The sequence below is a fragment of the Streptomonospora nanhaiensis genome, from assembly GCF_013410565.1.
Taxonomy (GTDB): Bacteria; Actinomycetota; Actinomycetes; order Streptosporangiales; family Streptosporangiaceae; genus Streptomonospora; species Streptomonospora nanhaiensis.
The window spans coordinates 2902048-2918206 of record NZ_JACCFO010000001.1; the positions used below are offsets into that span (position 1 = coordinate 2902048).

A 16159-nucleotide genomic window follows, 5' to 3' on the forward strand; every position below is an offset into this window, starting at 1 on the left:
ACGTCGACGCGATCGAAGCGCTTCGACGGACATGAAGGAGCGCACCATGACACGCGTTTCCGGCAACCCCGCACACCGCCTCCGCGCCCCCTCGGCCCTGGTCGCCGCCGGCCTGCTCGGCCTCACCACCGCCTGCGGCGGTGGCGGCGAGGACGGCGGCGAGGTCACCTCGATCACCGCCCTCGACTACAACCTCGCCGAACCGCAGAACGGCGCCACCGAGAGCATGCTCCAGGAGTGCGGCGAGCAGGCCGGGGTGGAGGTCGAGCGCGAGGCGCTGCCCCGCGAGCAGCTCATGCCGCGCCTGCTCCAGGGCGCCTCCCAGCAGGAGCTGCCCGACCTCATGCTGATCGACAACCCCGACCTCCCCCAGTTCGCGGCCACCGGGGCACTGCTGCCGCTGGAGGAGGCCGGGTTCGACACCGCCGGCTACTACGACAGCGTCCTGCAGGTGGGCACCCACGAGGACACCCTCTACGGCATCGCCTCGGGCGTGAACGGCCTGGCGCTGTTCACCAACACCGCGCTGCTCCAGGACGCCGGGGTCGAGCCGCCCGCCACGTGGCAGGAGCTGCGCGAGGCCGCCGACGAGCTGACCCGGGGCGACACCAAGGGGTTCGCGTTCTCGGCCATCGGCCACGAGGAGGGCACCTGGACCTTCGAGCCCTTCATGTGGAGCAACGGGGCCACGCTCACCGAACTGGACTCCCCCGAGGCCGTCGAGGCGCTGGAGCTGTGGGCCGGCATGGTCGAGGACGGCTCGGTCTCGCAGTCGGTCGTCAACTGGTCCCAGGCCGACGTCAACGACCAGTTCATCGGCGGGCGCGCGGCCATGATGATCAACGGCTCCTGGCAGATCCCGGTGCTGGCCGAGGAGGACGTCGACTACGAGGTCGTGCCGCTGCCCGTGCCCGAGGCCGGCGGCGACCCCGCCACCCCCATGGGCGGTGAGGTGTGGGCCATCGGCCGCAACGGCACCGAGCGCGAGGAGAAGGCCGCCGAGGTGCTGCGGTGCCTGCTCAGCGACGACAACATGACCGAGTGGGCCGAGCTGAACGCCTACGTCCCCGCCAAGGAGGAGCCGGCCCAGCGGCTCGCCGAGGACAACGAGCAGATGGCGCCGTTCGTGGAGTCGGTGCCCACCGCCCAGGCCCGCACCGCCGACCTGGGCGAGGACTACCCCGACGTCTCCGCCGCGATCGCCGACGCCATCCAGCAGGCCCTGGCCGGATCGGGCTCCGCCGAGGACGCCCTGGCCCAGGCCCAGCAGTCGGTGCCGGAGTCCTGATGCTAGCCCGGGTCGGCTTTCTCGCACCCCTGGTCGTCTACCTGGCCGTGTTCTTCGGCTACCCGCTCCTCGCCAACCAGTCGATGGCGCTGCGGGAGTACACCGCCGCGTCGTTCTACACCGGTGAGGCGCCGTTCGTCGGGGCCGCCAACTACGCGGCGGTGCTGGCCGACCCGGTCTTCGGGACCGCGCTGAGCAACACCGCGCTGTTCACGGTGGGCTCGCTGGTCTTCCAGTTCGCCATCGGGCTGGCGCTGGCGGTGTTCTTCCAGCGGCACGTCCCGCTCAACGGCCTGCTGCGCTCGCTGCTGCTGGTGCCCTGGCTGCTGCCGCTGGTGGTATCGGGCACCGTGTGGCGGTGGATCTTCGACCAGGAGTACGGGGTCCTCAACCAGACCCTCCTGGGCCTGGGGCTGATCGACCAGGGCGTGCCGTGGCTGTCGAGCACGTCGATGGCGCTGGCCTCGGTCACCGTCGCCAACATCTGGGTGGGGATCCCGTTCAACATGGTCATCCTCTACGGCGGGCTGCAGAGCATCCCGGCCCACCTCTACGAGGCAGCCGCGCTCGACGGCGCCGGCCCCTGGCAGCGGTTCCGGCACGTCACCTGGCCGCTGCTGCGGCCGGTGAGCGCGGTGGTGCTGATGCTGGGCCTGGTCTACACGCTCAAGCAGTTCGACGTGATCATGGTGCTCACCCAGGGCGGGCCGGCCAACGCCACCCAGACCCTGACCACGTGGGCGCACGCGCTGTCCTTCGGCGAACTCGACTTCGGGCTCGGCGCGGCCGTGGGCAACCTGCTGATCGTGATCGCGCTGGTGTTCGCCCTGGTCTACCTGCGCGGCCTGCGCACGCAGCCGGGCGCCCCGGGCTCGGGAAGGAGGGGGTGAGAATGGCCGTGCACCGCCGGGTCCGCACCGCGTTCACCACCGTCACCGCGGTGGCGATCGTCGCCGTGCTGCTGTTCCCGCTGTACTGGATGGTCAACGCGTCCTTCCAGCCGCCCGCCGGCCTGCTGGAGACCCCGCCGCGGTGGCTGCCGATCGGCGGCACCCTGGAGGGCTACCGGGCGGCGCTGGACGGCCAGGGCCAGGCGCTGCTCAACAGCCTGGCCATCGCGGCCGGCACGGTGGCGCTCACCCTGCTGCTGTCGGTTCCGGCGGCCTACGCGCTGAGCCGGTTCCGCGTGCGCGGCGCGGGCGTGGTGCTGTTCGCGCTGCTGCTGGTGCAGATGGTGCCCGGGATCGTCATGGCGAACTCGCTGTACGCGGTGATGAACCAGGCGGGCCTGCTCAACACCCACCTGGCGCTGATCCTGGCCGACTCCACGGTCGCGGTGCCCTTCGCGGTGCTGATCCTGCGGGCGTTCATGGTGACCATCCCCAAGGAGCTGGGCGAGGCCGCCATGGTCGACGGCGCGGGGGCGGCGCGGGTGCTGTGGTCGGTGATCCTGCCGGTCAGCCGCAACGCCATGATCACCGCGGCGCTGTTCGCGTTCCTGTTCGCCTGGGCGGACTTCCTGTTCGCCATCTCCCTCAACACCGACGACTCCGTCATGCCGGTCACGGTCGGCATCTACCGCTTCATCGGGGCGCACACCGCCGACTGGAACAGCGTCATGGCCACCGGCGTGATCGCGTCCATCCCGGCGGCGGTGCTGCTCGTGGCCGCCCAGCGCTACGTGGCGGCGGGTGTCACCGGCGGCGCCCTCAAGGACTGACCGCCACCGGACCGGCCCCGGACCGCCCGCGCGGCCCGGCCCCCGCCGCCGCCTGCCGGGGCGGCGGGGGCCGGGCCGCGCCCCGAGCCGCACGTCCCCGTCCCCTGTCCCCGGCCCTCGTCCGCCCCTGCCCCCGGCCGCCCTTACCGCCCGCTTCCGTCCACTCCCCCTTCCCCGACTCCCTGTTCCCGCGACCACCGCGCCGCACCGCGGGTGCGTGCGCCCGAAATCCACTGGTTCGTACACGTGAAAGGACTCCGCGTGCTGCACGAGATCGACGGCGGCATCGAATGGCACGGCGGGCACCAGGTGGTGCGCGTCGAGCCCTGGGGCGCCGACAGCGTCCGGGTGCGCGCCGGGCTGTCCCGCCTGCGCTCCGACATCCCCGGCGCGCTGGGCGACCGCCCCGCCTCCGAGGCGAAGATCCGCATCGACGACGACTCCGGCGCACCCACCGCGCGGCTGGTCAACGGCGAGATCACCGCCGAGGTCGGCGACGACGGCATGCTGCGCTTCGTGCGCACGGCCACGGGCGCCGAACTGCTGGCCGAGCGGCGGGCGCACTTCTGGTGGCCCGGGCCGCGCGTGTTCTCCTCCACCGGCAACGGCTACTACCGCATCGAGCAGCGGTTCGCCGCCTACGCGGGCGAGCGGGTGTTCGGCCTGGGCCAGCACACCCACGGGCTGCTGGACCAGAAGGGCGCGGTCATCGACCTGGTCCAGCGCAACGCCGAGGTCACCATCCCGTTCCTGTTCTCCTCGCGCGGCTACGGCCTGCTGTGGAACAGCCCGGCGGTGGGCCGCGTGGAGCTGGCCGGCAACGGCACCCGGTGGGTGGCCGACAGCGCGCGGCAGATCGACTACTGGGTCACCACCGGCCCCGACCCGGCGGCGGTCCTGGACCACTACTCCGCGGCGACCGGCCGCGCGCCGATGCTGCCGGAGTGGGCGTCGGGGTTCTGGCAGTCCAAGCTGCGCTACAAGACCCAGGAGGAGCTGCTGGAGGTCGCCCGCGAGTACAAGCGGCGCGGACTGCCGCTGTCGGTCATCGTCAGCGACTTCTTCCACTGGACCCACCTGGGCGACTGGCGGTTCGACCCCGCCGAGTGGCCGGACCCCGCCGCGATGGTGCGCGAACTGCGCGAGATGGGCACCGAGCTGATGGTGTCGGTATGGCCGTCGGTGAGCCCGCTGAGCGAGAACTACGACGAGATGCTGCGGCAGGGCCTGCTCGTGGCCACCGAGCAGGGCCCGCCGGTGCACGCCGACTGGGCCGACAAGGGCGTGGCCGCCAAGGTGCAGGTGTCCTTCTACGACGCCACCAACCCCCGGGCGCGCGCCTACGTCTGGGACAAGGCCCGCCGCAACTACCTCGACCTGGGCGTGCGGGTGTGGTGGCTGGACGCCTGCGAGCCCGAGATCAAGCCCGGCCACCAGGAGAACCTGCGCTACCACGCCGGGCCGGGCGCGGAGGTCGGCAACATCTACCCGGCCGAGCACGCGCGCGGCTTCTACGAGGGCATGCGCGAGGCCGGCGAGACCGACGTCATCACCCTGTGCCGGTCGGCGTGGGCCGGCAGCCAGCGCTACGGGGCCGCCCTGTGGTCGGGCGACATCGCCGCGACGTTCGCCTCCCTGCGCGCCCAGATCCGCGCGGGCCTCAACGTCGCGATGTCGGGGATCCCGTGGTGGACCACCGACATCGGCGGGTTCCACGGCGGCGACCAGGAGTCGCCGGAGTACCGGGAGCTGCTGGTGCGGTGGTTCCAGTACGGGGTGTTCTGCCCGCTGCTGCGGCTGCACGGGTTCCGCGAGCCGTTCGTGGACGAGCTGCACCCGCAGATGTCGGGCGGCCCCAACGAGGTGTGGTCCTACGGCGAGGAGGTCTACGGCCACCTGCGGGAGCTGCTGTTCCTGCGGGAGCGGCTGCGGCCCTACGTCATGGAGCAGATGCGCGCCGCGCACGAGCGGGGGCTGCCGCCCATGCGCCCGCTGTTCGTGGACTTCCCCGACGACGACCGGGCCTGGGCGGTCGAGGACGCGTTCCTGTTCGGCCCCGACGTGCTCGTGGCACCGGTGACCGAGTACGGGGCGCGCGAGCGCGAGGTCTACCTGCCCGCCGGGGCGCGCTGGCGCGACCCGTGGACGGGCGAGGTGCACGCGGGCGGCGCGGTGATCCGGCTGGCGGCGCCCCTGGAGCGGGCGCCGGTGCTGGTCCGCGAGGGCGCCGACGTGCCGATCGCCGGGAGCGCCCCAAAGTCCGCGCGGTAGCCGCCGCACACCGCCCGCCGCACCGCTGTGCCACCGGCCGGAGGGCCGGCCTCACCGAGTCGACCGGGGCGGACCCGAGTCGGCACCCCAGCGCAGGAACCCCCCAACCGAAGCGAGGTAGCACGGTGAACCCCAGCATCCCCCATCGACCACCCGCCCCCTCCGCGCCGGCCGCCGGGCCGCGGCGCGCCCGCCGGGGCCGCTCCCGGTGGGCGGCCGCCGCCCTGGCGGCGGCGCTGGCCGCCGGCCTGGTGTCGGCGGTGCCCGGCGCGGCCTCGGCCGACACCGGCACGTTCCGCGATCCCGACCTGCCCCTGGACACCCGCGTCGAGGACCTGCTCGGCCGCCTCACCCGCGCCGAGAAGATCGCCATGCTGCACCAGTACCAGCCGGCGGTCCCCCGGCTGGACATCGGCCCGTTCCGCACCGGCACCGAGGCGCTGCACGGCGTCGCCTGGCTGGGCGAGGCGACCGTGTTCCCGCAGTCGGTGGGCCTGGGCGGCACCTGGGACCCCGAACTGGTGGAGCGCGTGGGCGACGCCACCGGCACCGAGATGCGCGGGTTCCACGTCCAGGACCCCGCCGCCCACGGGCTGAACGTGTGGGCCCCGGTGGCCGACCCGCTGCGCGACCCCCGCTGGGGCCGCAACGAGGAGGGCTACTCCGAGGACCCCACGCTCGTCGGGGAGATGGCCACGGCCTACACCGGCGGGCTGCGCGGCGACGACGACTTCTACCTCAAGACCGCGCCCACCCTGAAGCACTTCGCCGCCTACAACATCGAGGCCGACCGCGACCGCGTGTCGGTGACCGTCCCGCCGCGCGCGCTGCACGAGTACGTCTACCCGGCGTTCCGCCCGGCCATCGCGGCGGGCAACGCCACCGGGGTGATGGCCGCCTACAACCTGATCAACGGGCGGCCCGCGCACGTGACGCCGCTGCTGGACGACGTGCGGTCGTGGAGCGAGCACGACCTGATGGTCGTCAGCGACGCCTACGGGCCCTCCAACGTCGCCAACAGCCAGGGGTACTACGACACCCACGCCGAGTCGCACGCGGCGATGCTGACGGCCGGGATCGACAGCTACACCGACCAGGACACCAACCCCTCGCTGACCGTCGACGCGGTGACCGAGGCCCTGGAGCAGGGGCTGATCACCGAGGCCGACGTCGACCGGGCGGTGGGCCGCAGCCTGTCCGTGCGGTTCCGGCTGGGCGAGTTCGACCCGCCCGAGCGCAACCCCTACTCCGGCATCACGCCCGAGGCCATCGACACCCCCCAGCACCGCAAGCTGGCGCGCGAGGCCGCGCTGGCGCAGATGACGCTGCTGAAGAACGACGGCGCCCTGCCGCTGGACCCGGAGTCCGACACCGAGGTGGCCGTGGTCGGGCCGCTGGCCGACACCCTCTACGAGGACTGGTACAGCGGCACCATGCCCTACGAGGTCACGCCGGCCGACGGGATCGCCGAGCGGCTGGGCGAGGGCGGCTCGGTGGCCACGGCCGAGGGCGCCGACCGCGTCACGCTGACCACCGCCGACGGCCGGGCGGTCACCGCCTCGGCCGAGGCCGGGGGCGGGGTGCTGCGCGCCCAGGAGGCCGGCGGGGGCGGCGAGGACGCCCGCGCCATCAGCGTGTTCGAGTGGGGCGAGGGCGTGGTGACCCTGCGTACCGAGGCCAACGGCAAGGTGGTCGGCCTCGGCGAGGGCAACCGGCTCTACAACGACCAGGAGCAGCCCAACGGCTGGTTCGTGCAGCAGCTGTTCCGCATGGAGGAGGTCGGCGACGGCGAGGTCGTGCTGAAGTACGCCGGGTACGACACCTGGAACCGCAAGTACGTGTCGGTCGGCGAGGACGGCGCGCTCACCGTCGACGCCGACACCCCCGAGGACGCCGCGCGCTTCCGGGTCGACACCCTGGTCAGCGGCACGGACGCGGCCGTGGAGGCGGTGTCGGGCGCCGACGCCGCGGTCGTGGTGGTGGGCAACATGCCCTTCATCAACGCCCGCGAGACCGACGACCGGGAGAGCATCGAGCTGCCGCAGGCCCAGCGGGAGCTGGTCGAGGCGGTCACCGCGGCCAACCCCAACACCGTGGTGGTGCTGGAGTCCAGCTACCCGCAGGCGGTGCCGTGGGCCCAGGAGCACGTCCCGGCGCTGCTGTGGACCTCCCACGCCGGGCAGGAGACCGGCAGCGCGCTGGCGGCGGTGCTGTTCGGCGACCACAACCCGGCCGGGCGGCTGCCGCAGACGTGGTACCGCTCCACCGACGACCTGCCCGCCATGCACGACTACGACATCATCCACTCCGGGCACACCTACCAGTACTTCGAGGGCGATCCGCTCTACGCGTTCGGGCACGGGCTGTCCTACTCGACCTTCGAGTACGGCAAACCGCGCCTGGACCGGCGGCGGATCGGCGCCGAGGGCACGGTCACGGTGCGGGTGCCGGTGACCAACACCGGCGAGCGCGACGGCGACGAGGTGGTGCAGCTCTACACCCACCAGAACCGGTCGCGGGTGGCGCAGCCGATCCAGGAGCTGCGCGACTTCGAGCGGGTGCACGTCGAGGCCGGCGAGACGGTCACGGTGGAACTGGAGATCGACGCCGCCGACCTGGCCTTCTGGGATGTCACCCGGGGCCGGGAGGTCGTGGAGACCGCGAGCCACGACGTGCTCATCGGGTCGTCGTCGGCCGACATCCGCCGCCGGACGCAGATCGAGGTGAAGGGCGAGCGCATCCCGCCCCGGGACCTGACCGAGACCACGCGGGCGGCCGACTTCGACCGCTACTCGGGTATCGCGATCGCCGACGAGACCAAGGCCGACGGCATGGCCGTGGAGGGCTCGGCGGGCGACTGGATCGCCTTCGACGCCGCGTCCCTGCCGTCGCGCCTGTCGGGATTCACCGCCCAGGCCGCCCGCGCCCAGGAGGGCGGCGCGGCCCTGGAGATCCGCCTCGGCTCGCCGGAGGGCCGCCTCCTGGGCACGGCCGAGGTCCCCTCGACCGGCGGGAAGTACACCTACGAGGAGGTCACCACCGCCCTCACCCGCCCCGGCGCCGGGCACGGCGACGTCTACCTCGTGTTCACCGGCGACCTCCGCCTCAGCGAGTTCGCCCTGACCAAGCGGTAACCCCGCCCCCACGAACAGGCGAGGGCGCCCACGAGAGGGGGGCGCCCTCGCCGTTTATGAAAACAGGATCGGCCGCCCCACACCATATGCGGAGCCGTACGGAGCCCCGCAACCGAGGGATTCGTGGGTGCCATCACATGCCAATATCGAACTCCTGCTGCCCGATGGCGTGGGGTTCGCTCATCAGAACACCTTCGATCTCCTGCCCCATGGGGAAATCTCGCTTGTTCCACGAGAACAGATGTGAGCATCGTGCAAGTACGGCAGAGGCAAGATGAATCGCGTCATTCGACTTGAGTCCATACGACCGAGAAAATCCGATGGCTTTGTCTACCACAAAACGGTCAACGGAGACGATTTGGATGCCGGAGTGTGTGAACCACTCTCTGATTTTTGATTGAGCGCTCACCCTGTGCGCTTCACCGACTTCGCGAGACCTGAGCCGTCCCGCACAGGCGACTTCGGCGTATATCAATGAGGACGCCACGATATCGTACTCGCCGCGCTCCCCGCGGTCGATCACGATGAAACTTTGATCGAATCGTTCCGGGTTACTGTCCTTCGCGCCCAATATCACGTTCAAGTAGACGTCGGAATCGATGTAGACCCGCCCGCTATTCTTCTTCACGATGCCTCCGGACCCATTCCGTGGGGTCTTCTCCGTCAGTCCACCAGGGAGCGATTCCGGCGATCTCCCGGACAGACACGGGCGGGCGGTCATCGATCCTTTCAAGACGTTCGATCTCGAAGGAGACTATCTGCCCAGAAGCCGTCTTTTGGGCCAGCCCCCAGGCCGCAACACGCTGCTTTATGCTGCCCACAATGTCAGCGAGCATGTCATCCGAGAAAGTGGCCCGAACGGACCGGTTCTGCTCCGTATCGAATATGCTGACTTCCCGCTTGCCACCCCGGACGTCAATCCGATCGATCTCGCCCTGAACCGACTCGAATTCCAGGATCCGAGCGGACAGCAGTTTGCGCGCATTGGCGGCAAGTTGCGCAGAAACCGCTGCTGCGGCAGCCGCCTTTCCTTCTCCGAATCTCAACGTCAATCGTGCGCGATCGCTCTGCTCTGAGTTCGAGGCCACACGCAGGAGGCCGCGAAGCACCTCCAATGTGAAGGCGGAGGGCATCTGGGGGGATCTCTCCAGTGAGCCAACGCCTTTCACCAGCAACTCCCCGGCCTCGTTCGCGCTTGGGCTATCCTCAATCGGTGTGGTGACAACCACCGCACTGCCGAGTCGGAGTTCCGTGATGCCCCACCGTGTAGCTACGCGTGTCCTGCCGAGTGATCGCTCAATCTGCTGCACAAGGTCGATCACGGTTTTCGCGCTTTCAAAGAAGACAGCAGCGTCGACCGGCTCACCCTCTCGGCTGAGCAGAATCTCCAGAGCACTCATCAGCGCCTCCTCCGCCCGCTAATCCGCCTGGGAATGATGTCCGTGTGCGCCGCCGATCCTCAAGATGGACCTGGCACATACGAACGGGTCGACGCCTCCACTCTGTCTAGCGGACGCCCAAGGTCAACGTAGCAAACCGGGTACCGGATCGGTTTCAGCTTCGTGACATTGGCAGCCCATTGCAAGCTCTCCCTGCCGGAGGTGGGCTCACACCGGGCGGGCGGTGTAGTGCAGGAAGACCGTGCCGCCGGTGAAGCGGCGTTCCGATTGGAGGGTGAGGTCGAGGCGGACGTCGTCGGGGAACGCCTTGAGGCCGCCGCCGACGATCACCGGTACGACGAACAGGTGGCACTCGTCCACCAGGCCCGCCCGGAACGCGTGGGCGGCCAGGGTCGGGCCCGCCACCGTGACGTCGCGGGACGCGTTCTCCTTGAGGCGGCGGACCGCCTCCGGGTCGAAGACCGGCTCGATCCGGGTGCGCCGCGTGGCGGTCGCGGCGAGGGTGGTGGAGTAGACGACCTTGTCCGCCTCGCGCCACAGTTCGGCGAAGTCGCGCAGCTCCGGGGAGTGCTCGGCCAGCGCGGGGTCGGTCTCCCAGACGGTCATCATCTCGTACATGCGGCGGCCGTACAGGTAGGTGCCGATCGGCCGCTCCAGCTCGTTGATGAAGGCGTGGACCTCGGGATCGGGCTCGGCCCAGGAGAAGTCGCCCCGGGCGTCGGCGACGTAGCCGTCCAGCGAGGCGATCATCGAGTAGATCAGACTGGCCATGCCGGCGCCTTCCCTCACGGTGTCACCGCGACGGCCCGTCCCCGCCGTCCGGGGCGGCGCCGCCTCGATCACCGCCAGCGTACGGCGCCGCCGACCCACCGGCCAGTCCGCGCGCGGCGCGCCCGGCGGGTGGCCGCGGCCCCGCCCGGCCCCCGTGCCCGGGCACGGGGATGGCCCGGGATGGGCCGCGCGGATGGCTTTCCGCGCGTTCCGTCCCGGGCCGGTCCGTGGGGAGGTCCCACCCCTGGTGGCCGTCGGTGCCGTGGGGGCCTCCCCGGCTCTGCCCGCTCGGGCCCGCCGGTTCCCGCTGGTTCTTCCGGCTTGCGCCGGTACTGCGGTTCCCGCCGGGTCCGGCGGCTAACCCAGGCGGTTCAGCAGGGCGTTGTACTCGTCCCACAGCTCGTCGGGCAGCTGGTCGCCGAAGGTCTTGAAGAACTCGGGGATCAGCGACGCCTCCTCGCGCCAGGTCGCCCTGTCGACCGTCAGCAGGAACTCCAGGTCCTCGCGCGAGATGTCCAGGCCCGAGGTGTCCAGCGCCTCAGGCTTGGGCACGTTGCCGATCGGGGTGCGCTCGGCCTCGGCGGTGCCGTTGAGGCGCTCCACGATCCACTTGATGACGCGGCTGTTCTCGCCGAAGCCCGGCCACACGATCCGGCCCTGGTCGTCCTTGCGGAACCAGTTGACGTAGAAGATCCGGGGCAGTTTCGCGGGGTCGGTCTTGCGGCCGATCTCCAGCCAGTGGCCGAAGTAGTCGCCCATGTTGTAGCCGCAGAAGGGCAGCATCGCGAACGGGTCGCGGCGCAGCTCGCCGACCGTGCCCTCGGCGGCGGCGGTCTTCTCCGAGGCCACGTTGGCGCCCAGGAAGACGCCGTGCTGCCAGTCGAAGGACTCGTTGACCAGCGGCACCGCCGTGGCCCGCCGGCCGCCGAACAGGATGGCCGAGATCGGCACGCCCGCCGGGTCCTCCCACTCGGGGGCGATCGTCGGCGCCTGGCTGGCCGGGGTGGTGAAGCGGGCGTTGGGGTGGGCGGCCGGCTCGGCGGAGTCCGGGGTCCAGTCGCGGCCCTTCCAGTCGGTCAGGTGCGCGGGCGGCTCCTCGGTGAGGCCCTCCCACCACACGTCGCCGTCGTCGGTGAGGGCGACGTTGGTGAAGATGCTGTTGCCCCACAGCGCCTTGACCGCGTTGAGGTTGGTGGCCTCGCCGGTGCCCGGGGCCACTCCGAAGAACCCGGCCTCGGGGTTGATGGCGCGCAGCCGCCCCTCGTCGTCGAAGCGCATCCACGCGATGTCGTCGCCGACCGTCTCGACCTTCCAGCCGGGGATGGTGGGCGCCAGCATCGCCAGGTTGGTCTTGCCGCACGCGCTGGGGAACGCGGCCGCGATGTAGCGCGGCTCCCTCTGCGGCGGGGTGACCTTCAGGATGAGCATGTGCTCGGCCATCCAGCCCTCGTCGCGCGCCATCACCGAGGCGATGCGCAGCGCGTAGCACTTCTTGCCGAGCAGGGCGTTGCCGCCGTAGCCCGAGCCGTAGGACCAGATCTCACGGGTTTCGGGGAAGTGCGAGATGTACTTGGTGCTGTTGCAGGGCCACGGCACGTCGGCCTGCCCCGGCTCCAGCGGCGCGCCCACCGAGTGGACGGCCTTGACGAACGAGCCGCGCTCCTCGATGAGGCGCAGGGCCGCCGTGCCCATGCGGGCCATGATCCGCATCGAGACCACCACGTAGGGCGAGTCGGTGATCTCGACGCCGAGCTGGGAGATCTCGCCGCCCAGCGGGCCCATGCAGAACGGCACCACGTACATCGTGCGGCCGCGCATGCAGCCGGCGAAGACGTCGGCGAAGGTCGCGCGCATCTCGGCCGGGTCGATCCAGTTGTTGGTGGGTCCGGCGTCCTGCTCGCGCTCCGAGCAGATGAACGTGCGGTCCTCGACGCGGGCGACGTCGCTCGGGTCGGACCGGCAGTAGAAGCTGTTGGGCCGGAGTTCGGGGTTGAGCCGGACGAACGTCCCCTGCTCTACCAATTGTCCGGTGAGCTGCTCCCACTCGGCCTCCGAACCGTCGCACCATACGACCCGGTCCGGCCGTGTGAGGTCCGCTATCTCGCGGACCCAGTCGATCAACTCCTTGTGGCCAGTTGGGACCATGCCCAGGCCAGGCACCTGTTCCGACACAGCGGCTCCTTTGTCTACGTCAAGCCGAATCATCGCCGACGCCTTCGGAAAGGGCCAGTTGGTCTGGACAAGTGGTGTGGACCAATGGTCTATTTTTTCGCGCCACAGCCCACACGCAGGGGATTACGCCTTGTCAGCGGCGGGTGCGGTGGGTGGCGGCGGACGCGCCGGGGTACTGGACCACGCGCCCGGACGGGGGCCGCGCCGCCGGGCGGGAGTTCCCGGTCACCGCGCCCGCCGCCCGCCGACGCGGGTGCGCACCGCGCACGGCGGGCGGCACCTACGAGAGGACATGACCGCAGGTCAGATGCTGTTTCGCGGGCGCGCCGCCCGCGCCGCGCCGACCGGTTCAAGCGCGGTTCACCGGGCCGACGGCGGGTGTTCACGCAGGCCGACCAGGGGCGTCGCGCCGCCGCCGTGACGCGGCGCGCACGCCCCGCATGATTCGCGTCACACTAGTGGTCGACCCGGCCCGCCGGAACGGCCCCAAAGGGTGTGCTCCTATTGGCCGGGGAACTCCACGTAGCCGCCGGTGCCCTCCGGGCTGGGGTGCGGCAGCACCTCCGAGCGGGTGCCCTGGGGGCCCACCGCGAACCACACGCCGTCGGCGCCCTGGCCGTTGACGTCGCCGGGGTCGACGTCGCCGGAGAACCGGTAGAGCGGCCAGCCCGCCAGGGTGAGCTGGGTGCCGCCCTCGGGGCGCTCGTAGCCGTCCACGAGGGAGGCGTCGATGCCCTCGGTGGTGACCTCGCCCTGGACGGTCGCCGGCGGCCACTGCTCGGCGCACTCCCCCGTGCACGCCGAGACGGTGGGGTCGGCGCTGTCGGCGGCGGAGACGTAGAGCGTGTAGCCGTCGGAGTCGGTGACGACCGGCCCGGCCTGGGTGTCCTCGGCGACGCTGAGCGTGGCCGACACCCCCTCGCCCGGCTCGGTCTCGCCGGGCCGGTCGCCGTAGCCGCCCGGACTGCCCTCGTCGGGGGTACAGCCCACGGTCGTCAGCAGCGCGGCGGCGCCGCCGGCCAGGTACAGCCGCATCGTCCTGGGAGCGTCCACGGGTGGTCTTCCTTCCTCGCCGTGCGGGTTCGCCGCCGCGTCGGAAGGGGCCGCGCCGAGCGGGCGCGGCCGGCGCGCGGCGGCGGACCGGGGCCCGGGCGGTGCGCGGCGGCGGGAACGCCGTCAATTGAAACCCACCGGGGTTCCCGCTCGCCGTATCCGCGCCGAGGCGTGTCCCGATCGTCACCGAACGTACCGGTTCCGCGTGACCGCGGCGGCCGGTTCGCGGATTCCCCGCGTTTCGGACGGCCGGGCGCGAGGTTGCGGACCGCCCGGACCGCCCCTACCCGGCGCGCTCGCCCAGGTAGGGCCGCAGCTCCCGCCGGGCGATCGAGCGCAGGTGCACCTCGTCGGGGCCGTCGGCCAGCCGCAGGGTCCGGTTGGCCGCCCACAGCCGCGCCAGCGGAACGTCGTCGGAGACCCCGGCGCCGCCGTGGACCTGGATGGCGTCGTCCAGCACCCGCTCGGCCATGCGCGGCACCACCGCCTTGATCGCCGAGATCTCGGTGCGGGCGCCCTTGTTGCCGACGGTGTCCATCAGCCACGCCGTCTTCAGCACCAGCAGCCGGGCCTGCTCGATGCCCACCCGCGCCTCGGCGACGCGCTCGCGCACCACGCCCTGGTCGGCCAGCGGCCGGCCGAACGCCACCCGGTCGGCCGCACGCCGGCACATCAGCTCCAGCGCCAGTTCGGCCACGCCGATGGTGCGCATGCAGTGGTGGACGCGGCCCGGCCCCAGCCGCTCCTGGGCGATGCGGAAGCCCTCGCCCTCGCCGAGCAGGATGTCGGCCTTGGGCACCCGGACGTCGGTGAACACCACCTCGGCGTGGCCGCCCTTGGTGCCGTCGGCGTAGCCGAACACCGGCAGCCCGCGCCGGACCTCCACCCCGGGGGTGTCGCGGGGCACCAGCACCATGCTCTGCCGCCGGTAGGGCTCGGCGCCGGGGTCGGTCACGCCCATGACGATGAGCAGCCGGCAGTCGGGGCTGAGCGCGCCGGAGGTCCACCACTTGCGGCCGTTGAGCACGTAGTCGCCGCCGTCGGCGCGGATGCTCAGCCGGATGTTGGCGGCGTCGGATGAGGCGACGTCGGGCTCGGTCATGCAGAACGCCGACCGGATCTCGGCGTTGAGCAGCGGCTCCAGCCACCGCCGCCGCTGCTCCTCGGTGCCGAACATGGCGAGGATCTCCATGTTGCCGGTGTCGGGCGCGGCGCAGTTGAGCGCGATGGGCGCCAGGCCGGGCGAGCGCCCGGTCAGCTCGGCCAGCGGGGCGTACTGGAGGTTGGTCAGGCCCGCGCCGTAGGCGGGGTGGGGCAGGAACAGGTTCCACAGGCCGCGCTCGCGCGCCTCGGCCTGCAGCTCCTTGACCACCGGCGGGGTCGACCAGGGGTCGGCGCGCTCGGCGGCCTGCGCGGCGTAGACCGGCTCGGCCGGCAGGATCCGCTCGTCCAGGAAGGCCCGCAGCCGGTCGAGGTGGTCGCGGGTGACGTCGTCGTAGGTGAAGTCCATGGCCGCTCCTCAGCTCCGTTCGGCCGCGCCGGGGCCGGCCTGCGGCGCGGCGCGGCGGATCCCGGCCCAGGCCCTGCGCATGCCGCCGATCCAGCGGTCCCGGTCGTTGGCTCGGTTGCGCTCGTAGTGGGCCGCCTCGGGGTGCGGCAGGATCAGGAACCGCCCGTCGTGCAGGGCGGCCACCACCGACTCCGCGACGTCCTCCGGCTCGATGTAGTCGCCGCCCAGCCGGGTGGCGGAGGTGCCGTCGTCGCCCGCCGTCATGGCGGTGTTGACGCCCTGGGGGCACAGGCAGGAGACCCCGATCCCCTCGTCGGCGTGCCGGATCGCCAGCCACTCGGCCAGCGCGACCGCGCCGTGCTTGGTCACCGAGTAGGGGGCGCTGTCGAGCTGGGTGAGCAGCCCGGCCGCCGACGCCGTGACGAGGAGGTGGCCGCGCCCGCGCGCGGCCATGCGGGGGAACAGCGCCCGCACCGCGTAGACGTGCGCCAGGACGTGCACCCGCCAGGAGACGTCCCAGTCGGCGTCGTCGCCCAGGCCGCGCCCGGCCGCGATCCCGGCGTTGGAGCACCACAGGTCGATCGGCCCCAGCGTGCGCTCGATGTGCTCCACGGCCGCGCCCACGGCCGCCTCGTCGGAGACGTCGAGGGCCAGGGGGTGGGCGCGCGCGCCCAGCCCGGCCGCGGTCTCGGCCACGCGGTCGGGGTCGAGGTCGCTGACCACCACGCGGGCGGCGCCCTCGCGCAGCAGGCGCTCGGCGAGCGCCCGCCCGATCCCGCCGGCGGCGCCGGTGACGACGGCGGTCGTCCCGGGGATGGAGAACGGTTCGGGCATGGGGCA

General features: G+C 72.0%; 12 protein-coding genes. 5 read left to right on the top strand and 7 right to left on the bottom strand.

What is annotated here, in order from left to right; translation table 11 throughout:
• Window positions 1-46: 46 nt before the first annotated feature.
• The 5 genes from HNR12_RS12470 to HNR12_RS12490 all read left to right on the top strand — a co-directional run bounded on the left by HNR12_RS12470 (window position 47) and on the right by HNR12_RS12490 (window position 8413).
• Window positions 47-1288, top strand: coding sequence for an ABC transporter substrate-binding protein (locus HNR12_RS12470; protein WP_179767646.1), 1242 nt, complete (start codon window positions 47-49; stop codon window positions 1286-1288).
• Window positions 1288-2178 (top strand): carbohydrate ABC transporter permease, encoded by an 891-nt coding sequence (locus HNR12_RS12475; protein WP_179767647.1) that lies wholly within the window; start codon window positions 1288-1290, stop codon window positions 2176-2178. The genes HNR12_RS12470 and HNR12_RS12475 overlap by 1 nt, the downstream gene beginning before the upstream one ends.
• A 2-nt stretch (window positions 2179-2180) precedes the next feature.
• Window positions 2181-3008 carry a carbohydrate ABC transporter permease gene (locus tag HNR12_RS12480; protein WP_179767648.1) on the top strand — a complete coding sequence of 276 codons (828 nt, stop codon included), beginning with the start codon at window positions 2181-2183 and terminating at the stop codon, window positions 3006-3008.
• Window positions 3009-3269: 261 nt separating this feature from the next.
• Window positions 3270-5279: a glycoside hydrolase family 31 protein gene (locus HNR12_RS12485; RefSeq protein ID WP_179767649.1), complete on the top strand. Its 2010-nt coding sequence runs from the start codon at window positions 3270-3272 to the stop codon at window positions 5277-5279.
• A 125-nt stretch (window positions 5280-5404) separates the two neighbouring features.
• Complete coding sequence (locus HNR12_RS12490; RefSeq protein WP_308251183.1) at window positions 5405-8413, top strand: glycoside hydrolase family 3 C-terminal domain-containing protein; 3009 nt, start codon at window positions 5405-5407, stop codon at window positions 8411-8413.
• Window positions 8414-8546: 133 nt separating this feature from the next.
• On the opposite strand, the gene HNR12_RS12495 is transcribed toward HNR12_RS12490, so the two are convergent.
• The 7 genes from HNR12_RS12495 to HNR12_RS12525 form a co-directional block, all read right to left on the bottom strand.
• Window positions 8547-9041 (bottom strand): type II toxin-antitoxin system VapC family toxin, encoded by a 495-nt coding sequence (locus HNR12_RS12495; protein WP_179767650.1) that lies wholly within the window; start codon window positions 9039-9041, stop codon window positions 8547-8549.
• Window positions 9028-9813, bottom strand: a complete 786-nt coding sequence (locus HNR12_RS12500) for a hypothetical protein (RefSeq protein WP_179767651.1) — start codon at window positions 9811-9813, stop codon at window positions 9028-9030. The genes HNR12_RS12495 and HNR12_RS12500 overlap by 14 nt, the downstream gene beginning before the upstream one ends.
• Before the next feature lie 207 nt (window positions 9814-10020).
• Complete coding sequence (locus tag HNR12_RS12505) at window positions 10021-10584, bottom strand: dihydrofolate reductase family protein (RefSeq protein WP_179767652.1); 564 nt, start codon at window positions 10582-10584, stop codon at window positions 10021-10023.
• 357 nt (window positions 10585-10941) lie between these two features.
• Window positions 10942-12729, bottom strand: a complete 1788-nt coding sequence (locus tag HNR12_RS12510) for a phosphoenolpyruvate carboxykinase (GTP) (protein ID WP_179770576.1) — start codon at window positions 12727-12729, stop codon at window positions 10942-10944.
• 528 nt (window positions 12730-13257) lie between these two features.
• On the bottom strand, window positions 13258-13809 hold the full coding sequence (locus HNR12_RS12515; protein WP_179767653.1) for a COG4315 family predicted lipoprotein: 552 nt from the start codon (window positions 13807-13809) through the stop codon (window positions 13258-13260).
• A 283-nt stretch (window positions 13810-14092) separates the two neighbouring features.
• Window positions 14093-15319 carry an acyl-CoA dehydrogenase family protein gene (locus tag HNR12_RS12520; protein ID WP_179767654.1) on the bottom strand — a complete coding sequence of 409 codons (1227 nt, stop codon included), beginning with the start codon at window positions 15317-15319 and terminating at the stop codon, window positions 14093-14095.
• Window positions 15320-15328: 9 nt separating this feature from the next.
• The gene (locus tag HNR12_RS12525) at window positions 15329-16153 is read right to left on the bottom strand and encodes an SDR family oxidoreductase (RefSeq protein ID WP_179767655.1); all 825 of its coding nucleotides are present in this window, start codon (window positions 16151-16153) and stop codon (window positions 15329-15331) included.
• Window positions 16154-16159: the final 6 nt, after the last annotated feature.

Bases quoted from the DNA above. Each gene is read 5' to 3' on its own strand.
- HNR12_RS12470 (WP_179767646.1), top strand. From the start codon at position 47: ATGACACGCGTTTCCGGCAACCCCGCACACCGCCTCCGCGCCCCCTCG.
- HNR12_RS12475 (WP_179767647.1), top strand. From the start codon at position 1,288: ATGCTAGCCCGGGTCGGCTTTCTCGCACCCCTGGTCGTCTACCTGGCC.
- HNR12_RS12480 (WP_179767648.1), top strand. From the start codon at position 2,181: ATGGCCGTGCACCGCCGGGTCCGCACCGCGTTCACCACCGTCACCGCG.
- HNR12_RS12500 (WP_179767651.1), bottom strand. From the start codon at position 9,813: ATGAGTGCTCTGGAGATTCTGCTCAGCCGAGAGGGTGAGCCGGTCGAC.
- HNR12_RS12505 (WP_179767652.1), bottom strand. From the start codon at position 10,584: ATGGCCAGTCTGATCTACTCGATGATCGCCTCGCTGGACGGCTACGTC.
- HNR12_RS12510 (WP_179770576.1), bottom strand. From the start codon at position 12,729: ATGGTCCCAACTGGCCACAAGGAGTTGATCGACTGGGTCCGCGAGATA.
- HNR12_RS12520 (WP_179767654.1), bottom strand. From the start codon at position 15,319: ATGGACTTCACCTACGACGACGTCACCCGCGACCACCTCGACCGGCTG.
- HNR12_RS12525 (WP_179767655.1), bottom strand. From the start codon at position 16,153: ATGCCCGAACCGTTCTCCATCCCCGGGACGACCGCCGTCGTCACCGGC.